The 17,358-nt window shown below is 52.3% G+C and carries 20 protein-coding genes, 1 tRNA gene and 2 pseudogenes; 11 read left to right on the top strand and 12 right to left on the bottom strand.

Translation table 11 applies throughout. The annotated features are described in order from the left end of the window. Positions 1 to 53: 53 nt before the first annotated feature. Positions 54 to 148 (top strand) — tRNA-Sec (locus DVA44_RS00355). A 217-nt stretch (positions 149 to 365) separates the two neighbouring features. Further along, the gene (locus DVA44_RS25480) at positions 366 to 1,340 is read left to right on the top strand and encodes a hypothetical protein (protein ID WP_139157072.1); all 975 of its coding nucleotides are present in this window, start codon (positions 366 to 368) and stop codon (positions 1,338 to 1,340) included. 84 nt (positions 1,341 to 1,424) lie between these two features. On the opposite strand, the gene DVA44_RS00345 is transcribed toward DVA44_RS25480, so the two are convergent. Then, positions 1,425 to 1,598, bottom strand: a complete 174-nt coding sequence (locus DVA44_RS00345) for a YlcI/YnfO family protein (RefSeq protein ID WP_114316252.1) — start codon at positions 1,596 to 1,598, stop codon at positions 1,425 to 1,427. 128 nt (positions 1,599 to 1,726) lie between these two features. Between DVA44_RS00345 and DVA44_RS00340 the strand changes: the two genes are divergently transcribed. Both DVA44_RS00340 and tssD read left to right on the top strand, forming a co-directional pair. Then, positions 1,727 to 2,014, top strand: coding sequence for a SymE family type I addiction module toxin (locus DVA44_RS00340; protein WP_114316282.1), 288 nt, complete (start codon positions 1,727 to 1,729; stop codon positions 2,012 to 2,014). Between the two features lie 477 nt (positions 2,015 to 2,491). Further along, entirely contained in the window at positions 2,492 to 2,977 is a 486-nt protein-coding gene (gene tssD, locus DVA44_RS00335; protein WP_114316283.1) for a type VI secretion system tube protein TssD, read from the top strand. A 93-nt stretch (positions 2,978 to 3,070) separates the two neighbouring features. On the opposite strand, the gene DVA44_RS00330 is transcribed toward tssD, so the two are convergent. Further along, positions 3,071 to 4,191 (bottom strand): IS3-like element ISSen4 family transposase gene (locus DVA44_RS00330; RefSeq protein ID WP_087451024.1). Its coding sequence is split into 2 segments (ribosomal slippage): positions 3,071 to 3,933 and positions 3,933 to 4,191, totalling 1,122 coding nucleotides; the frame shifts between segments, so codons are not numbered across the junction. A 149-nt stretch (positions 4,192 to 4,340) separates the two neighbouring features. On the opposite strand from DVA44_RS00330, the pseudogene DVA44_RS00325 reads away from it, so the two are divergent. Both DVA44_RS00325 and DVA44_RS00320 read left to right on the top strand, forming a co-directional pair. Further along, a pseudogene (locus tag DVA44_RS00325) lies at positions 4,341 to 4,577 on the top strand (DUF2778 domain-containing protein); the annotation flags it as partial. Further along, a complete protein-coding gene (locus DVA44_RS00320) occupies positions 4,574 to 5,161 on the top strand; it encodes a hypothetical protein (protein ID WP_246842245.1) in 588 nt (195 codons plus the stop codon). The pseudogene DVA44_RS00325 and the gene DVA44_RS00320, both read left to right, overlap by 4 nt. 63 nt (positions 5,162 to 5,224) lie before the next feature. On the opposite strand, the gene DVA44_RS00315 is transcribed toward DVA44_RS00320, so the two are convergent. Beyond that, positions 5,225 to 5,662, bottom strand: a complete 438-nt coding sequence (locus tag DVA44_RS00315) for an acetyltransferase (protein ID WP_114316285.1) — start codon at positions 5,660 to 5,662, stop codon at positions 5,225 to 5,227. 117 nt (positions 5,663 to 5,779) lie between these two features. Between DVA44_RS00315 and DVA44_RS00310 the strand changes: the two are divergent. Beyond that, positions 5,780 to 5,991: pseudogene (locus DVA44_RS00310) on the top strand (transcriptional regulator). Between the two features lie 212 nt (positions 5,992 to 6,203). On the opposite strand, the gene DVA44_RS00305 reads toward DVA44_RS00310, so the two are convergent. The 3 genes from DVA44_RS00305 to DVA44_RS00295 form a co-directional block, all read right to left on the bottom strand. Next, entirely contained in the window at positions 6,204 to 6,746 is a 543-nt protein-coding gene (locus DVA44_RS00305; RefSeq protein ID WP_114316286.1) for a hypothetical protein, read from the bottom strand. 143 nt (positions 6,747 to 6,889) lie between these two features. Further along, complete coding sequence (locus DVA44_RS00300) at positions 6,890 to 7,888, bottom strand: cyclopropane-fatty-acyl-phospholipid synthase family protein (protein WP_114385497.1); 999 nt, start codon at positions 7,886 to 7,888, stop codon at positions 6,890 to 6,892. A 76-nt stretch (positions 7,889 to 7,964) separates the two neighbouring features. Then, entirely contained in the window at positions 7,965 to 8,489 is a 525-nt protein-coding gene (locus DVA44_RS00295) for a lipocalin family protein (protein WP_103177683.1), read from the bottom strand. Positions 8,490 to 8,606: 117 nt separating this feature from the next. On the opposite strand from DVA44_RS00295, the gene DVA44_RS00290 reads away from it, so the two are divergent. From DVA44_RS00290 to DVA44_RS00275, 4 genes are all read left to right on the top strand, one after another. After that, on the top strand, positions 8,607 to 9,335 hold the full coding sequence (locus tag DVA44_RS00290; protein WP_114385496.1) for a MerR family transcriptional regulator: 729 nt from the start codon (positions 8,607 to 8,609) through the stop codon (positions 9,333 to 9,335). Between the two features lie 96 nt (positions 9,336 to 9,431). Continuing rightward, positions 9,432 to 9,842, top strand: coding sequence for a hydroxyisourate hydrolase (uraH, locus tag DVA44_RS00285; RefSeq protein ID WP_114385495.1), 411 nt, complete (start codon positions 9,432 to 9,434; stop codon positions 9,840 to 9,842). 102 nt (positions 9,843 to 9,944) lie between these two features. Continuing rightward, the gene (locus tag DVA44_RS00280) at positions 9,945 to 10,904 is read left to right on the top strand and encodes a DUF523 and DUF1722 domain-containing protein (protein WP_103177681.1); all 960 of its coding nucleotides are present in this window, start codon (positions 9,945 to 9,947) and stop codon (positions 10,902 to 10,904) included. Between the two features lie 144 nt (positions 10,905 to 11,048). Next, positions 11,049 to 12,137, top strand: coding sequence for an AAA family ATPase (locus DVA44_RS00275; RefSeq protein WP_114316290.1), 1,089 nt, complete (start codon positions 11,049 to 11,051; stop codon positions 12,135 to 12,137). 19 nt (positions 12,138 to 12,156) lie between these two features. On the opposite strand, the gene DVA44_RS00270 is transcribed toward DVA44_RS00275, so the two are convergent. From DVA44_RS00270 to DVA44_RS00245, 6 genes are all read right to left on the bottom strand, one after another. Beyond that, a complete protein-coding gene (locus DVA44_RS00270; RefSeq protein ID WP_114316291.1) occupies positions 12,157 to 13,119 on the bottom strand; it encodes a GlxA family transcriptional regulator in 963 nt (320 codons plus the stop codon). Between the two features lie 25 nt (positions 13,120 to 13,144). Beyond that, positions 13,145 to 13,924, bottom strand: coding sequence for an MBL fold metallo-hydrolase (locus tag DVA44_RS00265; protein ID WP_114385494.1), 780 nt, complete (start codon positions 13,922 to 13,924; stop codon positions 13,145 to 13,147). A 127-nt stretch (positions 13,925 to 14,051) separates the two neighbouring features. Then, positions 14,052 to 14,855, bottom strand: a complete 804-nt coding sequence (gene nlpA, locus DVA44_RS00260; RefSeq protein ID WP_114385493.1) for a lipoprotein NlpA — start codon at positions 14,853 to 14,855, stop codon at positions 14,052 to 14,054. Between the two features lie 195 nt (positions 14,856 to 15,050). Then, the gene (locus tag DVA44_RS00255; protein WP_103824282.1) at positions 15,051 to 15,449 is read right to left on the bottom strand and encodes a type II toxin-antitoxin system VapC family toxin; all 399 of its coding nucleotides are present in this window, start codon (positions 15,447 to 15,449) and stop codon (positions 15,051 to 15,053) included. Further along, on the bottom strand, positions 15,446 to 15,712 hold the full coding sequence (locus DVA44_RS00250) for an antitoxin (RefSeq protein ID WP_114385492.1): 267 nt from the start codon (positions 15,710 to 15,712) through the stop codon (positions 15,446 to 15,448). Before DVA44_RS00250 ends, DVA44_RS00255 begins: the two co-directional genes overlap by 4 nt. Before the next feature lie 117 nt (positions 15,713 to 15,829). Beyond that, complete coding sequence (locus DVA44_RS00245) at positions 15,830 to 17,329, bottom strand: MDR family MFS transporter (RefSeq protein WP_114385491.1); 1,500 nt, start codon at positions 17,327 to 17,329, stop codon at positions 15,830 to 15,832. Between the last annotated feature and the right edge of the window lie 29 nt (positions 17,330 to 17,358).

Below are 17,358 nucleotides of genomic sequence, written 5' to 3'. Positions count from 1 at the left end.
AATGATTGAAAGTAGCTATAATGCGCCCCGCCTCCATGTAGCAATCGAGGCGCGGAAGATCGTCATCTCCGGTGAGGTGGCTGGACTTCAAATCCAGTTGGGGCCGCCAGCGGTCCTGGGCAGGTTCGACTCCTGTGATCTTCCGCCAAAATTTGTTTTTCTTTCATTATTTTAGCCTTTATCTTTTAAAATTTTCAAAATTATCTTGTGTAAACAAGATCATGTTCATAAAAACATAAATTATATAGGCAATATTAGAATAGTATGTGTAGTATAAAAATTCTTTCTTTTTTCTATTAAAGAGCAAAATAAATGGAAATTACTAAGCTGCACACAATAAACGATTATCAGATTTTTTAGAAGAAATGTATGGTGAATCTAATATAAATAAAAACCCAGATTATATTTACTCGTTTCTTGTAAGAAAAGTTTCTTTCCTTTCTCGAGCCATCCTTAGAGAAGGAGAGTATGAAAAAAGTTTCATCCAAAGTTTATCATGGTTATTCACATTAGCTTCAAAATTTGACATAAACTTAAATGAAGCTTTTTACAAAAAATTTCCTGACTCCTGTCCTTACTGCCTTAAATCCCCATGCGAATGTGTTCAAACACATAAACAACCAGCTGGTAATTTAGCAGCATACGCAGCAAGGCATGAGTTAAATGAGAAATTCCTTTCTCTTCAAAATAACAATACATTAAGCAGAAGAGCTATAGATAAAGCAGTCATAAATATTAATGACATATATCCTTCAAATGGAGCAGTCTGGAAAATATTTGGCAGCTTTTACCATTTCTCAAGAATTTTTGAAGAGTTGGGAGAAACGCAAGAGGCATACTCAGCAGTTATAAAAAATAGTGGGAACGTATCTAATTTGGCCGAAGAAATTGCAGATGTTGCAGCTTGGATTTTCTCCGCTTGGGGAATTAAATGTCAAAAAAGAAGTTTAGGTGATGCGTTTAAAGACTATTACCTAGATGGGTGCCCTGTCTGTAAGAAAAATGTCTGTGAATGTGATTCTTACTCTGCAAGATCTGAGTCAATGGCAACAGAAAAAGACCTTGAACAGATCAAGAAACAACTTAATGAACTTTCTTTATTACTTGATGATAAGTCTGCAGAAATAAGTGAACTTGTAAAGTCAATTGAAGATGCAATGCAAGCTAATACAACACTTGATGCTAAAAGAGCGGTTACCCAAACTGATGGTTTCTTGAAGAAAACACAATCGGCAATTGAATCAGGTACAACCACTGTTGAAAATACAGCTAAAATAGCAACAGCGCTTACTACTATAATAGCCTTTATTGATAAAATAAAGGACGGGTGGCTTAATTAATATTCTTATTAGGCTGATAAAGTCTCTGATCAGCCTAATTTTTATAAAAGTATAATTTTTTTTAGATTTTATTTATTAAATAACTTAGCCATTCTTATAGTTGCTATTTAATCTTATTCTACACGCCTCTTTCACCCAAGTACTAAAATTCCCTTTCCCCGCAGCTTTCTCAATCTGTTCCAAAAGCTCGTCCTCGAACCGGATGTTCTTCATCGTGCTTTTCTTGCGGTCAAAATTTGGCTTCTTTTTCTCTTGCATGGTAGGTACCATTTCGGTTAGTTTATCACCACGTGGTACCTACCACATGGATTCAGGTTTCAAGCAACGCCCGGTAGTGTTCGAGCACTAAAGGGCGTCTAACCTCACCAACTATCAAGGAGTTGATTATGGCTGATTCGCATTCTACCTCAGACACCGCCGCAACCGGAACTGAGCGTACATTAATTGTGGGATATCGCCCGCAAGGTCTTGATCGCAGTACGCCAAATCTCATCCTTTCTGGCAAATGGCTGCGTGCGGCGGGGTTTGATACCGGGGATAAAGTCACAGTGAAAGTCATGGATGGCTGCATCGTGGTGATGGCGCACAACCCGCATGAGAAAAAGCTGCTGGACGAATTAAAGCAGGCGCAGCATAAGCTGAAAGGCATTGAAAGCGCGCTAGCTGTATCCTAAGCAGTTAGTTTCAAGTAGTTATTCCGCAACCTGTAAGCATGGCTTACAGGTTCGGCAGATATTCAGTTGTTCGATAAAACCGAGCAACTGCCTACTCCTGTAAATCCCTCAAAACTCCACCCCGAGCAAAAAATGGGAGCTCTCTAAACAAAGGCTGGCAAGCCGCCCTTTAGCGCCCCGGTATACTCAGGACGACAGAAATCAGAATGAATACGCGGAGCGGCCTGATGCCCGGTAGCGCTACGCTTACCGGGCCTACCGTTTTGGTTTTGTAGGCCGGGTAAGGCGAAGCCTCCAGCCGGCGTTATTTAATAATCCTGCCTGACATCCGAAAGATAATCCCCATAAATATAAATAATAAAATTTCTTTATCACCTCTATAAATCAAAATATTTAAACGTCCCTTTTCAGGTACATATCACATTCTAATCGTTTAACTAGATGTATTTTATTTTGAATCTACATAAGGAGGTGAAAATGGCCATACCCGTTTACTTGTGGCTTGAAGATGATTCTGGCCGATCTATTAAAGGCTCAGTTGACATAAAAAATCGCGAGGGTTCAATTGAAGTTATTGAATTAATGCATTCAGTCGAACAACCCATAGATAAATTTTCTGGAAAAATAACATCCAAGCGCATATATAGTTCTTATGCATTCATGAAAGAGATTGATTCATCATCCCCTTGGTTATACAAGGCTCTCAGCACGGGTCAAACGTTAAAAAAAGCAGAATTTATATTTTACAGAATAAATTATAACGGGCTTGAGGAAGCGTACTTCAAAACAACTTTAGAGAACGCGAAGGTCGTTCAAATCGAGCCTATTATGTTTGATATCAAACATCCTCAAAATGCGCTTAATACACACCAGGAATATATCGACCTGACATATGAAAAAATTACGTGGCATTACCTTGATGGAAACATCATTCACTCGGACACATGGAAAGAAAGAGGCTAAGGAGGAGATATGTCGTGGGAGTATGATGTGAAAGAACACAAGTTCTATCTCGATGGAGTTTACCTGACCTGCCCCCACGATTAGATACAACACTCAGTTAGTAACGTCGGAATCTTCATTCTCAGAATGACCCTTTCTCCAGCCCGCTGCAAATTCAGACGGTGTCTGATAATTCAGCGTGGAGTGCGGGCGGCATTCGTTATAATCCTGCCGCCAGTCATTAATAATTTTCCTGGCATGAACGATATCGCTGAACCAGTGCTCATTCAAACATTCATCGCGAAATCGTCCGTTAAAGCTCTCAATAAATCCGTTCTGCGTTGGCTTGCCCGGCTGGATTAAGCGCAACTCAACACCATGCTCAAAGGCCCATTGATCCAGTGCACGGCAAGTGAACTCCGGCCCCTGGTCAGTTCTTATCGTCGCCGGATAGCCTCGAAACAGTGCAATGCTGTCCAGAATACGCGTGACCTGAACGCCTGAAATCCCAAAGGCAACAGTGACCGTCAGGCATTCCTTTGTGAAATCATCGACGCAGGTAAGACACTTGATCCTGCGACCGGTGGAAAGTGCGTCCATGACGAAATCCATCGACCAGGTCAGATTGGGCGCCGCCGGACGGAGCAGCGGCAGACGTTCTGTTGCCAGCCCTTTACGACGTCTTCTGCGTTTTACGCCCAGGCCACTGAGGTGATAAAGCCGGTACACGCGCTTATGATTAACATGAAGCCCTTCACGGCGCAGCAACTGCCAAATACGACGGTAGCCAAAACGCCTGCGCTCCAGTGCCAGCTCAGTGATGCGCCCTGATAAATGCGCATCAGCAGCCGGACGGTGAGCCTCATAGCGGCAGGTCGACAGGGATAAACCTGTAAGCCTGCAGGCACGACGTTGCGACAGACCGGTCGCATCACACATCAACATCACGGCTTCCCGCTTCTGGTCTGTCGTCAGTACTTTCGCCCAAGAGCCACCTGAAGCGCCTCTTTATCCAGCATGGCTTCGGCAAGCAGCTTCTTGAGTCTGGCGTTCTCTTCCTCAAGCGACTTCAGGCGCTTAACTTCAGGCACCTCCATACCGCCATACTTCTTACGCCAGGTGTAAAACGTGGCATCGGAAATGGCATGCTTGCGGCAGAGTTCACGGGCGGGTACCCCAGCTTCGGCTTCGCGGAGAATACTGATGATCTGTTCGTCGGAAAAACGCTTCTTCATGGGGATGTCCTCATGTGGCTTATGAAGACATTACTAACATCGGGGTGTACTAATCAACGGGGAGCAGGTCATACCAGTTTGATGCTGATTACGCAGGGGCAAGTGGCTATAAGAACGATCCAACCCAGGAGTGCGTTAAGAACAGCGGACCTCTGCCACGAGGGAAGTATACTATTGGTGCCCCTTATAATTCCGCCCATACAGGAAAATACACGCTCAGTCTGACGCCTTACTCAACAAATGATATGTGTGGCAGAGATGCGTTTAAAATTCATGGGAAAAGTAGTCAGCATCCGGAAGACTCATCTGAAGGATGTATTATTGCACCCTTAAGTGCCAGAAGGAGCATCTGGAAAAGCGACGATAGGGAGCTAATAGTCAAATGAAACGCTTATCGACTCTATTCCTTGCCATGCTTTCGACCAGCCACTACGTTTACGCAGAGCAAATGACTGGCTTTGCAACGCAGTATTATCAAGAGGATACCTCCTTACCGCAAGTTGAATCAGCGCTTCCGCTTTTCCCTGTTGTCACTATCGGCAACAAAGCAATCTCTATGGAAACGTCTTACCTGACGGATATTGCAAATACCGCTGTTCACAAAGACGACTCCGCTAGCTGGATCTGCCTGCATTCACAAGAAGGCATAAATTATTGGTTTATTTCCGGCAATGAAATGGGGAGGGGATTACTCACTGCTATCGCGATGGCTAAAGATGGCAATCATAAAGAGTGCGTGGCATCGCCAGAATCAATTCGCGTTTCCATAGCAAAAATATCATTGCTTGATACTACTCGTCAGGATATCGCTCAGTCGCTCGGTTCTCATGAGTTAATACAAAAGGAGGCCTTCCTTTTGTATTACGAGACACCTGCTCAGGGCGAATTCACTCAAAGCAATACCCTCTCTTATTACTTCAATAGCGATAAAGTACGAGGCGTAATTATCGGGCAGATTACGAGTAACTAATGGGAAGAGGGAGGGTTGTTTCTCCCTCTCCCCCAAGGGCCTGGGGGCCAATATGTGCGGCAATTAACCCTTGTACCGCATATGCAACAACGGAAACGGATTACCCTGCCCGTCCCGCTCCGATCGCCCAACCTGCACAAACCCCATATGCTGATAAAACCCAACCCCCTGCGGGTTTTGCTCGTTGACGTCCACCTCGTTAGCACCAAAATGGTCAATAGCGTGTCTCAGCAGCAGCGTGCCGACGCCCTTCCCCCGGCTCGCATCATCCACAAACAGCATTTCAATGCGGTTCTCATCCGCGCCCAAAAAGCCATGAATAACGCCGCTTTCATCCCGGGCGATCACAACCTTTAAGTTCGGTAAATAGGCGTTGAGCAACAGCGGACGCAATGCCGCAATATCGCTCTCCTGCAAAAAGTGGTGCGTAGCGCGAACGGACGACTCCCAGATCGCGACAAGTCGTTCAAATTTTGAGGGAACTGCGGGTTCAATTTTCATAACGCGATCATGGCCGGGAAACGAATCTACATCAAGCCTGAGCAGGTGTATTTATAAGCTGTAGCTTATACGATTAATAACTTATCAAGGATGACATCATGTGATGGAGACGAAAGATTGAGAACCCTGAATGAAGCGATCGCTTCGCGTTCCCCTGAAAGCCAAAAACGCATCAAAGAAATGGCCGACGAAATGATCCTGGAAACGGGTATGCAAATGATGCGAGAAGAGCTGAAGCTGCCCAAAAGCATGTCGCTGAGGCAATGGGCGGTAAACTGAGCCTGGATGTTGAACTCCCGACCGGGAAGCGCGTGGCGTTTCATATTTAGGAAATTCCAGTTTTGTCCCTCTCCTAACAGGAGAGGGAATCGACCGCGCTTAAACAGATACTCCCATCACCGTATCCACCCCGTCTTTCTGCACGACCATATGACATTATTTTTTGCTGCCATTAAATACTTTTGCAGACGCTGTAATTTTCCTTATACATGTATCCATCGCAGCCTGCCCCGGAAAGATATATGACAATCAATTCGCTATATTATTGAACGTTTCCTGAAAGAGTGGATTCAATGTACGTGACAACCTGTTGTTGATTCGTTGGCGATCGCATATTGATGCCCATTCCCAGCTTTTGCAAACATGCGTGGAGATTTTGGATTAATGCGTCATCATTCTTCAAACAGATAATATAGGCATTTTCAAAAGGTAAAATATCAACAAGCCTTATACCTTGTGGGCTCAGGTAGTGGTTGATATGTTCGAGCCAAGGCATCATATAGGGAAGATCCCAGGGCTCAATTTCCGCCTCTGACCAGTTAATTTCCTCAATGAGCGTAAAAAGATACTCAGAGGGATCAACGGGAAGAGAAACACTACCCAGTGGTTTTAACGCCGGAAGATAACCGGTATATTCCGTCCATTCTTCATATACCATCAGATGTTGCGCGCTGAGGTTGTCATATAACCAATCCAGAACAGTTTCAGGCTCAAGGGTGGTGGGAACTGAGGCATAAAGTGGATCGGGATCTAATTCCGGGATACTGTTTTTCAGAGCGTGTATCAGGTCCTTCAAATCGTCCATTAATATTTCCTTATATTATTCACTAGATAAATTAAAAATTAATTTTCTGATCCAGATATATCCCGCTGCGCCGTAAACAATATCAAGTGGATATAAAAACTGCAATTTCATCCCTCTGTCGTATCCCGATAAATATGGCAATCTTACTTCCTGATTTCCATCACCGCATACACCCCATCTTTCGGCACAATGACCGTTACGTTTTCCGCCGGAATACCCGCCGCCAGGTGAATATCCTGAAGCTGTTGCAGGGTGCGGGGAAATATCGGCGTCCAGCCGATACAGCGCAGGGCGAAATCGATCTGCGGGCTGCTGGTCAGCATGTTCGAGACGATGATCGCCCCGCCCGGTTTCACCAGCCGCAGGATGTGTTGCAGGAAGGTCGCCGCTTCAGCGTCGTTGAAATATTCAAAGATCCCCAGCGCATCCACCAGCTCGACGCGGCCTTCTCCCAGCTCCTGCACCAGTTTGTCGCTATGGATCAGGCACGCTTTCAGATCGCGCTGCAATATCGTCACCTGCTCCCCGACTCTCAGCCCTTCGGCTGCGGTCATTTTCTCTGCCCATTTCAGGGAGACGGGATCGACATCCACCAGCGTTAAATGCACTTTTTGCCCGTCGAGGTTCGCGCCGCGCAGCGCCTCCAGCACCGGGACGGACGCACCGCTGGCGAGGCTGACCCAGACATTGTCGATGTCGTTACGCAGGTACTGTTCCGCCAGCACCGCCATCACCTTCGCCCGGGAGCGGATGCCGATGGCGTCGTTGGCATGGATAAACCACTGGCGGCTGTTGCTGTCCATTCGGGTGCCGTCGGGGAGATGTTCGTCCAGCGGATTCTGGATGGCGTACAGGGCCAGCGCCGTGGGCACCAGCCGGGTACGCCAGGCGACGACCGCGGGGCGGTTGGTGAAGGCCTTTTCTGACCAGGGGTGCTGGCATCTAAGGCTCTTCTCCCCGCTGGCATCCTTTTCAACGATGGGCGGCATCAGCTGCGGGTCCGCTTTTAACGCCCGATCGACCGCGTTCAGTTCGCGTGTCACTTCGTCTTTCATCGGCCAGTTATCACTGACATCAGGAAACGACGCGCTGTGAATGGTCATGGTGGACGGCGCGGCGCCGCGAAAGGGTTGCCAGTGCATATGTTCATCTCCCGTGAGCCCATGAAGGAAGTCTATTCGTCTGCCCGCACGTCGCCCCAGGAAGAAAGCACGATATTTACTGTTTCACCCATACCAGCTGATCGACCCGGAAGCCCAGGCTGCGCGCGGTATTGAGGTAATCTTCTTTCACAGCATCCGGAATGGTCGGGGTGCGCGACAGGAGCCACAGGTAGTCGCGGTTCGGGCCGCTGACCAGCGCGTACTGGTAGTTATCGTCCAGCTTGATGACGTTATACCCGCCGTAGAACGGACCGAAGAACGAGACCTTCAGCGCGGCGGTGGTCGGCGCGCCGGTGAAAGAGGCTCTGCCCTCGCTCTCGTTCCACTTGCGTTTTACCGGATCGTATCCGCGGTTGATAACGCTGATCTGCCCGTCGCTGCGCTTGCCGTAGGTGGCGGTAACCTGCTCCAGACCGCGTTCGAAGCGGTTTTCCAGGCGGGCGACTTCGTACCACTTGCCGAGATAGCGGCTGGCGTCAAAGTTGGTGATGGGCTGCACACCTTTCGGCGGCGTAGGGGATTTACAGGCAACCAGGGTCAGCGCAATGGCGACACCGGTCACAACAGGCCATAGTTTCATGAGAACTCCTTTCATTTGCGCGTCTGGATGTAAAGTGTAGTGCACCGCTCTGGTGCTTCATCCCGCAGGCAAATATTCGTAGTATATTGAGATTAATCCTTTCCTTCGGACGCAGACATGGCTTACTCCATCGGCGAATTCGCCAGACTCAGCGGGATCACCGCCACCACCCTGCGGGCGTGGCAGCGCCGCTACGGTTTACTCAAGCCGCAGCGCACGGAGGGTGGCCATCGCCTGTACAGCGAAGAGGATGTCCAACAGGCGCTGAAAATCCTCGACTGGGTAAAAAAAGGCGTTCCGATTGGCCAGGTGAAGCCGCTCCTGGAGCGCCCTGCAGCGAGCCGTACCAACAATTGGCAAACGCTGCAACAGAACATGCTGGACCGTCTGCAGGCGGGCAAAATCGAATCCCTGCGCCAGATGATTTACGATGCCGACCGCGAGTATCCTCGGCCAGAGCTGGTCGCGAAGGTGTTACGCCCCCTGCGCAGCCAGGTCTCGGCGAACGTTCCCGCCGCCATGACCCTGCGCGAGATCCTCGATGGCATTATCATCGCCTATACCTCGTTTTGCCTTGAGGGCGACAAGAAAGCGCCGGGCGACAACCTTCTGCTCAGCGGCTGGCACCTGAACGACCCCTGTGAAATCTGGCTTGAAGCTCTGGCGCGCACCGGCCAGGGCCATCGGATCACCATCCTGCCCATTCCGCCTGCCGCTCTGGCGCCGGAGATCTTCCCGGACCGCAAGTGGCTGTTGGTCACCAGTGGTAAGCTCAATGCCGCGCGCAAAAGGCAGGTTGAGCAGTGGCAGCAGCAGGTTTCCCTTGAGTTGATTATCCTCCGATGATTTTCTCCTGCGGGAATTGTCACGAAAAGTTGAATATTTTCCCGCGCAGCAAATGCTAACGTTTTCCTGTGACTTACTACTCCACAGGAAAACCCAATGAAAAAAAGTGCCCCTCTGCTGATCCTGGCCTCTATGGCCTTTGCTCCTGTCGCCTTTAGCGCCCCTGTCGGTACGCTGAGCGTGCATATCCTTGACCAGCAAACCGGTACGCCACCGCCGGGCGTCAGCGTTACGCTGGAAAAACAGCAGCAGGACAAATGGACCCCTGTTGCCAGCGGCAAAACGGACCAGGATGGCCGCATCAAGTCGCTCTATCCAGACGATCAGGATATGCAACCTGGCGTCTATAAAGTGACGTTTAAAACCGCCGAGTACTTCCAGGCGAATAAGCTGCAGTCGTTCTTCCCGGAGATCCCGGTGCTGTTTACCGTGACCCGCACCAACGAAAAACTGCACATTCCGTTGCTGCTCAGCCAGTACGGTTACTCGACCTATAAGGGCAGCTAAAAGCTATTGATATTTATACACATTAAAAAATAGTTTCGCCAATACTTGGACAAAATAGTTAAGTTGTGTAACTTTTAGATATAGGCTCTGGAGGTACACACCATGACAACAAAACCTGTGCTGGGTATTAGCGGATGTTTAACCGGTTCCGCCGTTCGCTTCGACGGCGGGCATAAGCGTATGGGCTTTGTCATGGATGAGCTGGCCCAGTGGGTCAACTTCAGGCCCGTCTGTCCGGAAATGGCTATTGGTCTGCCGACGCCTCGTCCGGCGCTGCGCCTGGTCCTGACCGACAGCGGTGAGACGCAGATGCGGTTCAGCAAAGCGCCTCACGAAGACGTTACGCAGAAGATGGCCGATTTTGCGGCGGGTTATCTGCCAAAAATCGGCGATCTTGCTGGCTTTATCGTCTGTGCAAAATCCCCCAGCTGCGGCATGGAACGCGTACGGCTTTATGATGAAAACGGCAACCGGGGCCGCAAGGAGGGTGTCGGGCTGTTCACCGCTGCGCTCCTTGAAACCTGGCCGTGGCTACCGGTGGAGGAGGATGGACGCCTGCACGATCCGGTACTGCGGGAGAATTTTGTTGAGCGCGTCTTTGCTCTTCACGAACTGAACACCCTGCGCGCCAATGGCCTGACGCGCCGCGCGCTGCTGGACTTTCACAGCCGCTACAAACTCCAGCTGCTGGCCCATCACCAGGCAGGCTACCGGGAGATTGGCCCGTTCGTCGCTTCGCTGCACGAGTGGGAAGATCTGAACGCTTTCTTCGAGGCGTACCGCGAAAAGCTGATGGCGATCCTGAAGCAACCCGCCTCGCGCAAAAACCACACCAACGTCCTGATGCATATTCAGGGCTATTTCCGTAACCAGCTTAACAGCCGCCAGCGCGGCGAACTGCGTGACGTGATCCTGCATTACCGTGACGGGTTACTGCCTATTCTCGCCCCGCTCACGCTGCTGAAGCACTATCTGGCGGAATATCCTGACCAGTATCTGATGACGCAAAACTACTTTGATCCCTACCCGGATGATTTAGGTCTGCGTCTCGCTGTAGCCTGAAATTCACAATGCGAAGGCCCCATTGACCCACAGAGGCCCAAAGCAGTACCCCGTTTAGACGACACCCTCACTGTCGTCTTTTTTTTGCAGTTTGCTTAAAATACTGTAGCTTTATACAGGCTTAAGCCGCAAAAGGGTCCGCCCATGATCAACTCCCTGCACATTCAAAACTACCGTTCGATTCGCGACATGTCGCTGGATCTGGAGCAGCTCAATATCGTTTTCGGCCCGAACGGCAGCGGAAAATCGAATATCTATAAAGCCATCCACCTGATGCACAGCGCGGCGCAGGGGCAGTTTTCCCAGGCGCTGGCAAATGAAGGCGGCATTCTGAAGGTGTTCTGGGCAGGCAAAACCCGCAGCGACCAGCTGCGGCGGATGAATCTGGCGGTGGAAACCGAAACCTACGAGTATGAACTGCAGGTGGGCTTTGTTGAAAAGCTGCCTTATCCTTCGCAGTTTCAGCTCGATCCGGTCATCAAAGAAGAGTCCATCTGGCTGAGCGGCCACCAGCGGCGCCCTTCCGCACGCCTGATGCAGCGCAAAAACCAGACCGTGTTTCTGAATAACGTTCACCACGAAAAGGTGACCCACAGCGGCACCCTGTATGAGAACGAATCGGTCTTCGGCCAGCTCGGCGAGCCGCACCTCTACCCCGAGGTGTCGCAGATGCGCGAGTCCCTGCGTAACTGGCGTTTTTATCATGAGTTTTCTGTCTCATCCGGTTCGGCGATGCGCGCTCCGCAGGTGGGGTTCCGTTCGCCAGTGCTGGCCAGCGACGGCGCAAACCTGGCGGCCGCGTTTCAGACCATCGTCGAGATTGGCGACGAGATGCTGCTGATGCGTATTCTCGACCAGGCTTTCCCCGGCTGCGTCTTTTACAGCGACAATACGGGCGGACGTTTCCGGATGATGATGCAGCGCGAAGGCTTAAGCCGACCGCTGGAGCCCGCAGAGTTTTCCGACGGCACGCTGCGTTTTCTCTGTCTGGCGGTGGCCCTGCTCAGCCCGCGCCCGCCCGCTTTTATCGCCCTCAACGAACCAGAAAACAGCCTGCATCCGCAGATGCTGCCTGCTCTGGCGAGCCTGATCGCTGAGGCCAGCCGCTATTCGCAGATCTGGCTCACCAGCCACTCGCCGGAGCTGGCGAACCTGATTGAGAAGCATCGATCGTTTTCGCTGTATCAGCTGTCGATGGTGGAAGGCGAGACGAGAATGGCGCGGCTGGGGTAAATGCCGGAAGGTGCTACGCTTATCCGGCCTGGGCCTGCGTGCGGAAGGTTTTGCGCCACTCCGCCGGGCTGACACCAAAACGGGCCTTAAACTGCTGACGCCAGGTCACAGCTGAGAGATAGCCCACCTGCTCTGCCACCGCCTCTATCGGCAGATTGCTACTTTCCAGCAACAGCTGGCTACGCCGCAGGCGTTCGGCGGTGATCCACGAGACCACACTCATTCCGGTGGCTTTCATAAAATGGCGGGTCAGGGTGCGGCGACTCATCGCCACGCTCTCTGCCAGCGCATCCAGGTTGAGCGGCTGGCTGATATTACGCTGGAGATAATCGATCAGATTATTGATTCGCGCATCGCGGGTGGTTTCCGGCACCGGCTGGGCGATAAACTGCGCCTGCCCGCCCTCGCGGTGCGGCGGCACGATCATCCGTCGGGCAATCTGGTTGGCGACCTCGCTGCCAAAGCGCTGACGGATAATGTACAGGCAGCAGTCCAGCGCGGCGGCGGTACCGGCAGAGGTGATGATGCGGTCGTCATCAACGTACAGCGCGTTGATATCGAGCTGCACGTTCGGGAAAAGCGTCTGAAACTGGCGTTCGAACTCCCAGTGCGTTGCTGCCCGTTTGCCGTCGAGAATGCCAGCATATCCGAGAACAAACGACCCCAGACACAACCCGACGATCTCCGCCCCGCGGTCTTTGGCCTGCACCAGGCTGTCGAGCAGCGCCTGCGGGGGACGCGCCAGAACATGTTGCCAGTAAGGTACCACCACGATATCGGCCTGCCCGATAGCAGAATAATCCTGCGTTGCGTTAAGCGCGAAGCCGTCGGGGGAGGTCAGGAGTCCGGGCTTTTCGGCGCAGATCGTTACATTAAAACGCTTTTTACCGGAAACGGTATCGCCAAACAGAATGCAGGGGACGGAGTAGTGGAACGGGCTAAACCCGTCCACGGCGACAATGGCAACGTGAGTAAGCGGCATTGATCTCTCCTTTCCCCTGATTGCCTCAGAATATAACGGATTCACCATCCTGAGGAATGCTCAGCACGTCGCTGACCTGATTATCCTCTGCATACTGGCGCAACGCGCTGCGGGTCAGCAGGCAGTGGTTGATGGCCTCCATATGGACCGCCACAATTTTCGCCTGCGGTAGCAGGAAGTGAATATTCAGCACATCCTCCTGGCCCATGATGATCGGCCCAAACCCGATCACGTGGGCATAACCGGCGTTGATAACCACCACATCCGGCTGATGTTTTTGCAGATCGGTTGCTACCGCCTCGCGCCAGATCGTATCCCCAACAATGCAGAGCGTCTTTTCGTCAGGATGACGAAACACCACGCCGCAGGCTTCGCCCAGCCGCTCCGCCAGCTCCGGCACCGCATAGGCACGATCGGTACCGTGCTGGCCGCCGTCGGTTTTACTTAGCCGGATATCGCCAAACGGGCTGTTGTCCGTCAGCACGTTAAGTTGGGTGAAGCCCTGGCTGCGCAGCAGCTGCGCGTCATCTTCGTTCTGAACGAAGATCGGTTTGTCTTTGGCGATCCGCTCGATAGCGTGCTGATCCCAGTGATCGGGGTGGGTATGGGTTACGATAACGGCATCGACATCCAGCAGGGTTTCAATCGGACAGGGCAGTTCCACCATCGGGTTGCGGATCGCCTCCCGGGCAGTGCCCGGAAAGCCGGGGTAGGCCTCTTTAGGTGCCAGCATCGGGTCAACCAGAAAGCGCTTTCCGGCATAGGTGATAAGCTGTGTCGCGTTACGAATGTGGGTGATGTTCATGAACTCTCCTCCGGTCTGTATTGCAGAAAGGATAGCCGGAGGAGGAACGGCAGAATGTGGGCTAAAGGGCATTCAACGATGGGATTGGGCCAACTTATCTTCAGGCCGCAGTGAGCGGCATGATGATTTATTCCCACCCCGGCACGGCCCCGCCGTTAAAGATGGTCTCTGCCGCCTTCGCCACTTCTGGCGACTGGTACGCCTGGATAAACTCCTTTACCTTCTGCGAATCTTTATTATCTTCCCGCGTCACCACAATGTTCACGTAAGGCGAGTTTTTATCTTCGATAAAGACGCTGTCATGCACCGGCGACAGCCCGGTTTGCTGGAGATAGGTGGTGCTGATAATCGCCACATCCACTTTCGGATCGTCCAGCACGCGCGGCAGTTGCGCCCCCTCCAGCTCCATGATTTTCAGGTTTTTTGGGTTGGCGGTGATATCCAGCGCCGTCGGCAGTAAACCGACGTCCGGTTTCAGGGCGATCAGCTTTTCGTTTTGCAGCAGCAACAGCGCACGGCCCAGGTTGGTGGGGTCGTTCGGAATGGCGATGGTTGCGCCCTCTTTGAGTTCAGAGACCGATCTGATTTTGCGGGAATAACCCGCCATCGGGAAGACAAAGGTGTTGCCCACCGCCACCAGCTTGTAGCCGTGCGCTTTGTTGTCTTCCGCCAGGAATGGGCGATGCTGGAAGACGTTGGCGTCCAGCTCCCCGTGGTCAGTGGCATCGTTTGGCAGCAGCGAGCCGCTAAAGCCCACCAGCTCAACGTCGAGGCCGAACTTCTCTTTCGCCACTTTTTTGGCGACTTCCGCCACGTCCTGCTCGGCGCCGTTGATCACGCCGACTTTAATGTGTTTAGCATCGCTGCCGCTTTGGTCACAGCCCGCCAGCAGCAGGCCAGCAAGAAGAAGCGCACCCAATCGAAGTTTCACCGGTCATATCCTTTTGATAACTGTTTTATCGACTATATCGGCAACCCAGCGGCAGGTTAAAAAACGAAATGGCATCAATAAGAAGGATAAGTTATATGCAGGTTTTGCCGGGCGGCGCTGCGCTTGCCCGGCCTACGTGAAGAGACAGAGAACTGTCGTAGGCCCGGTAAGCGTCGCGCCACCGGGCGTTGGGGCTCACGCCGCTGTAGTCCAGTCCTCGATAGTCAACTCCTGTACCATTCCGAAAGCATGATCGTTAGTCACAATCGTTGTGCCCCGGCTGATGGCATGGGCTGCGATCAACTGATCAAGGTCTGCCATCACTTTACCTCGAGTTTCCATCTCAGCACGGAGTTTGCCGTAAGCGGCTGCGGCGTCACTGTCCCAGTCATAGATAGTGATAGTGCTCAGAAACGTCTTTATGGTCTCTTTTAACCTGGTGCTTTGTTTTTTATCCGCCCCATAAAGCAGCTCCGCTTCTGTGATACTTGAGATACATACGTCCGCTGGCTTCAGGTTAGTCATTCTATTTACAACACCGGGATGCCTTTTAAATAAATGGCTCACAATATTCGTATCCAGCATATGTTTCATACCTGAACTCCATCCAGAGGATCCCTCTTTGTAATACTCTGATTTCTTTCCTCCGGACTTAAAAATGAATCAGGTACGGTGGTGTTTTCCAACATCCTGAAAAATTCATCCCAGCTTTTTTCCTTGGCAGGTTTTGCAGCCAGAACCACATTCCCCTCTTCATCCCGCCGGATCCAGACACTCTCCGCATCAAACGCGAACTCAGCAGGCAGTAACACCGCCTGGTTTAGCCCTTTTTTGAACAGTTTTGCTTTACGTTCCATCGCAACCTCTGCTGGTTTATTGACCAGGCCAAAGCATGCGCCAGCACCGTCGGGAATGACAAGTCAGAGCGTCAAAATTCGGAAAGCGACTCGCAACAAATAGCAGACCCACTAACCTTAAGCCTCCCGCTTGCGCAGCGGCGCCTCGCGCAGGAACCACGACAGCACAAAGGCCAGCACCATAATCCCGGCAGCCATCAAAAACACCGCATGAATGGCCGAACCAAAGGCGTCCAGGTAGTCCAGCCGCAGGGCATCCGGCAGGTGATGAATGGCGGTGGGGTTCATCTCCCGCGGCAGTTCGGTCCCCTCGGGGAGCCGCGCCATCAGGCCCGACTGCAATACGTGGGTGAAGACCGCGCCAAACAGCGCCACGCCAATCGCCCCGCCGATGGAGCGGAACAGGGTCACGCCCGAAGTGGCCACACCGTACTGGCTGGATGAGACGCTGTTCTGTACCGCCAGCACCAGCACCTGCATCACCAGACCCAGCCCCGCCCCCAGCACGCCGGTAAACAGGTAAAGCTGCCAGATCGGTGATTCGATGGTGATCCGTGTGAGCAGGGCCATACCGACCACACCCAGCAGGGTACCGAGGATGGGGAACAGGCGGTATTTCCCGGTGCGGCTGATAATGCGCCCGCTGATAATTGAGGTCAGCAGCAGTCCGCCCATCAGCGGGATCAGCTGTAAACCGGCCTGGGTCGGGGTCGCCTCTTTGACAATCTGCAGATAGAGCGGCAGGAAGGTGACTGAGCCAAACAGCGACATGCCGATAATAAAGCCAATCAGACTACACAGCAGGAAGCTGCGATCCCGGAAGAGCGACAGGGGAATAATCGGCTCCCACGCCAGACGCTCCTCGTAGATAAACCCGGCGATACCCGTCAGGCCAAAGGCCAGAATGCACCACAGTTGCGGGTCGCTCCACTCGCGTACCGTGCCCCCTTCGCTGGTAAACAGGATGATGCACAGCAGCGCCATGCTGAGGTAAATCGCCCCCAGATAGTCGATCTCATGTTTGTTGCGCTTCGCGCTGCCGCGGAAGACCGCGCCAATCACCAGCAGGGCAAACAGCCCCAGCGGCAGGTTGATGTAGAAAATCCAGCGCCAGGAGGCGTGCTGCACCAGAAAACCACCGACCAGCGGACCAATCACCGTCGCGAGTCCAAAGACCCCGCCGAATAAGCCCTGATAGCGGCCACGCTCCGCGGGGGGAATAACGTCCGCCACCGCCGCCATGCTGATCACCATCAGCCCCCCGCCGCCCAGCCCTTGCAGGGCGCGCATCAGCACCAGCTGGGTCATGTTCTGCGCCAGCCCGCACAGGGCGGAGCCCACCAGAAACAGGACAATCGCGATTTGCAGCACGATTTTGCGGCCAAAGAGATCGCCAAACTTACCGTACAGCGGCACCACAATCGTGGAGCTCAGAATATAGGCCGTCACGACCCAGGAGAGTTTATCCAGGCCGCCCAGCTCGCCCACAATGGTGGGCAGCGCCGTGGAGACGATGGTCTGATCGAGGGCCGAGAGCAGCATCACCAGCAGGAGCGCACTGAAGAGCAGCCGCACCGGGGGCGCGTTTTTGGTTTGCGTTGTTGAATCGGAGACCATAAACACCGCTTGAAATTAATTAATCGTAT

The organism is Leclercia sp. W17 (assembly GCF_003336325.1).
Lineage (GTDB): Bacteria > Pseudomonadota > Gammaproteobacteria > Enterobacterales > Enterobacteriaceae > Enterobacter.
This window is presented reverse-complemented; position numbering and strand designations above follow the sequence as displayed.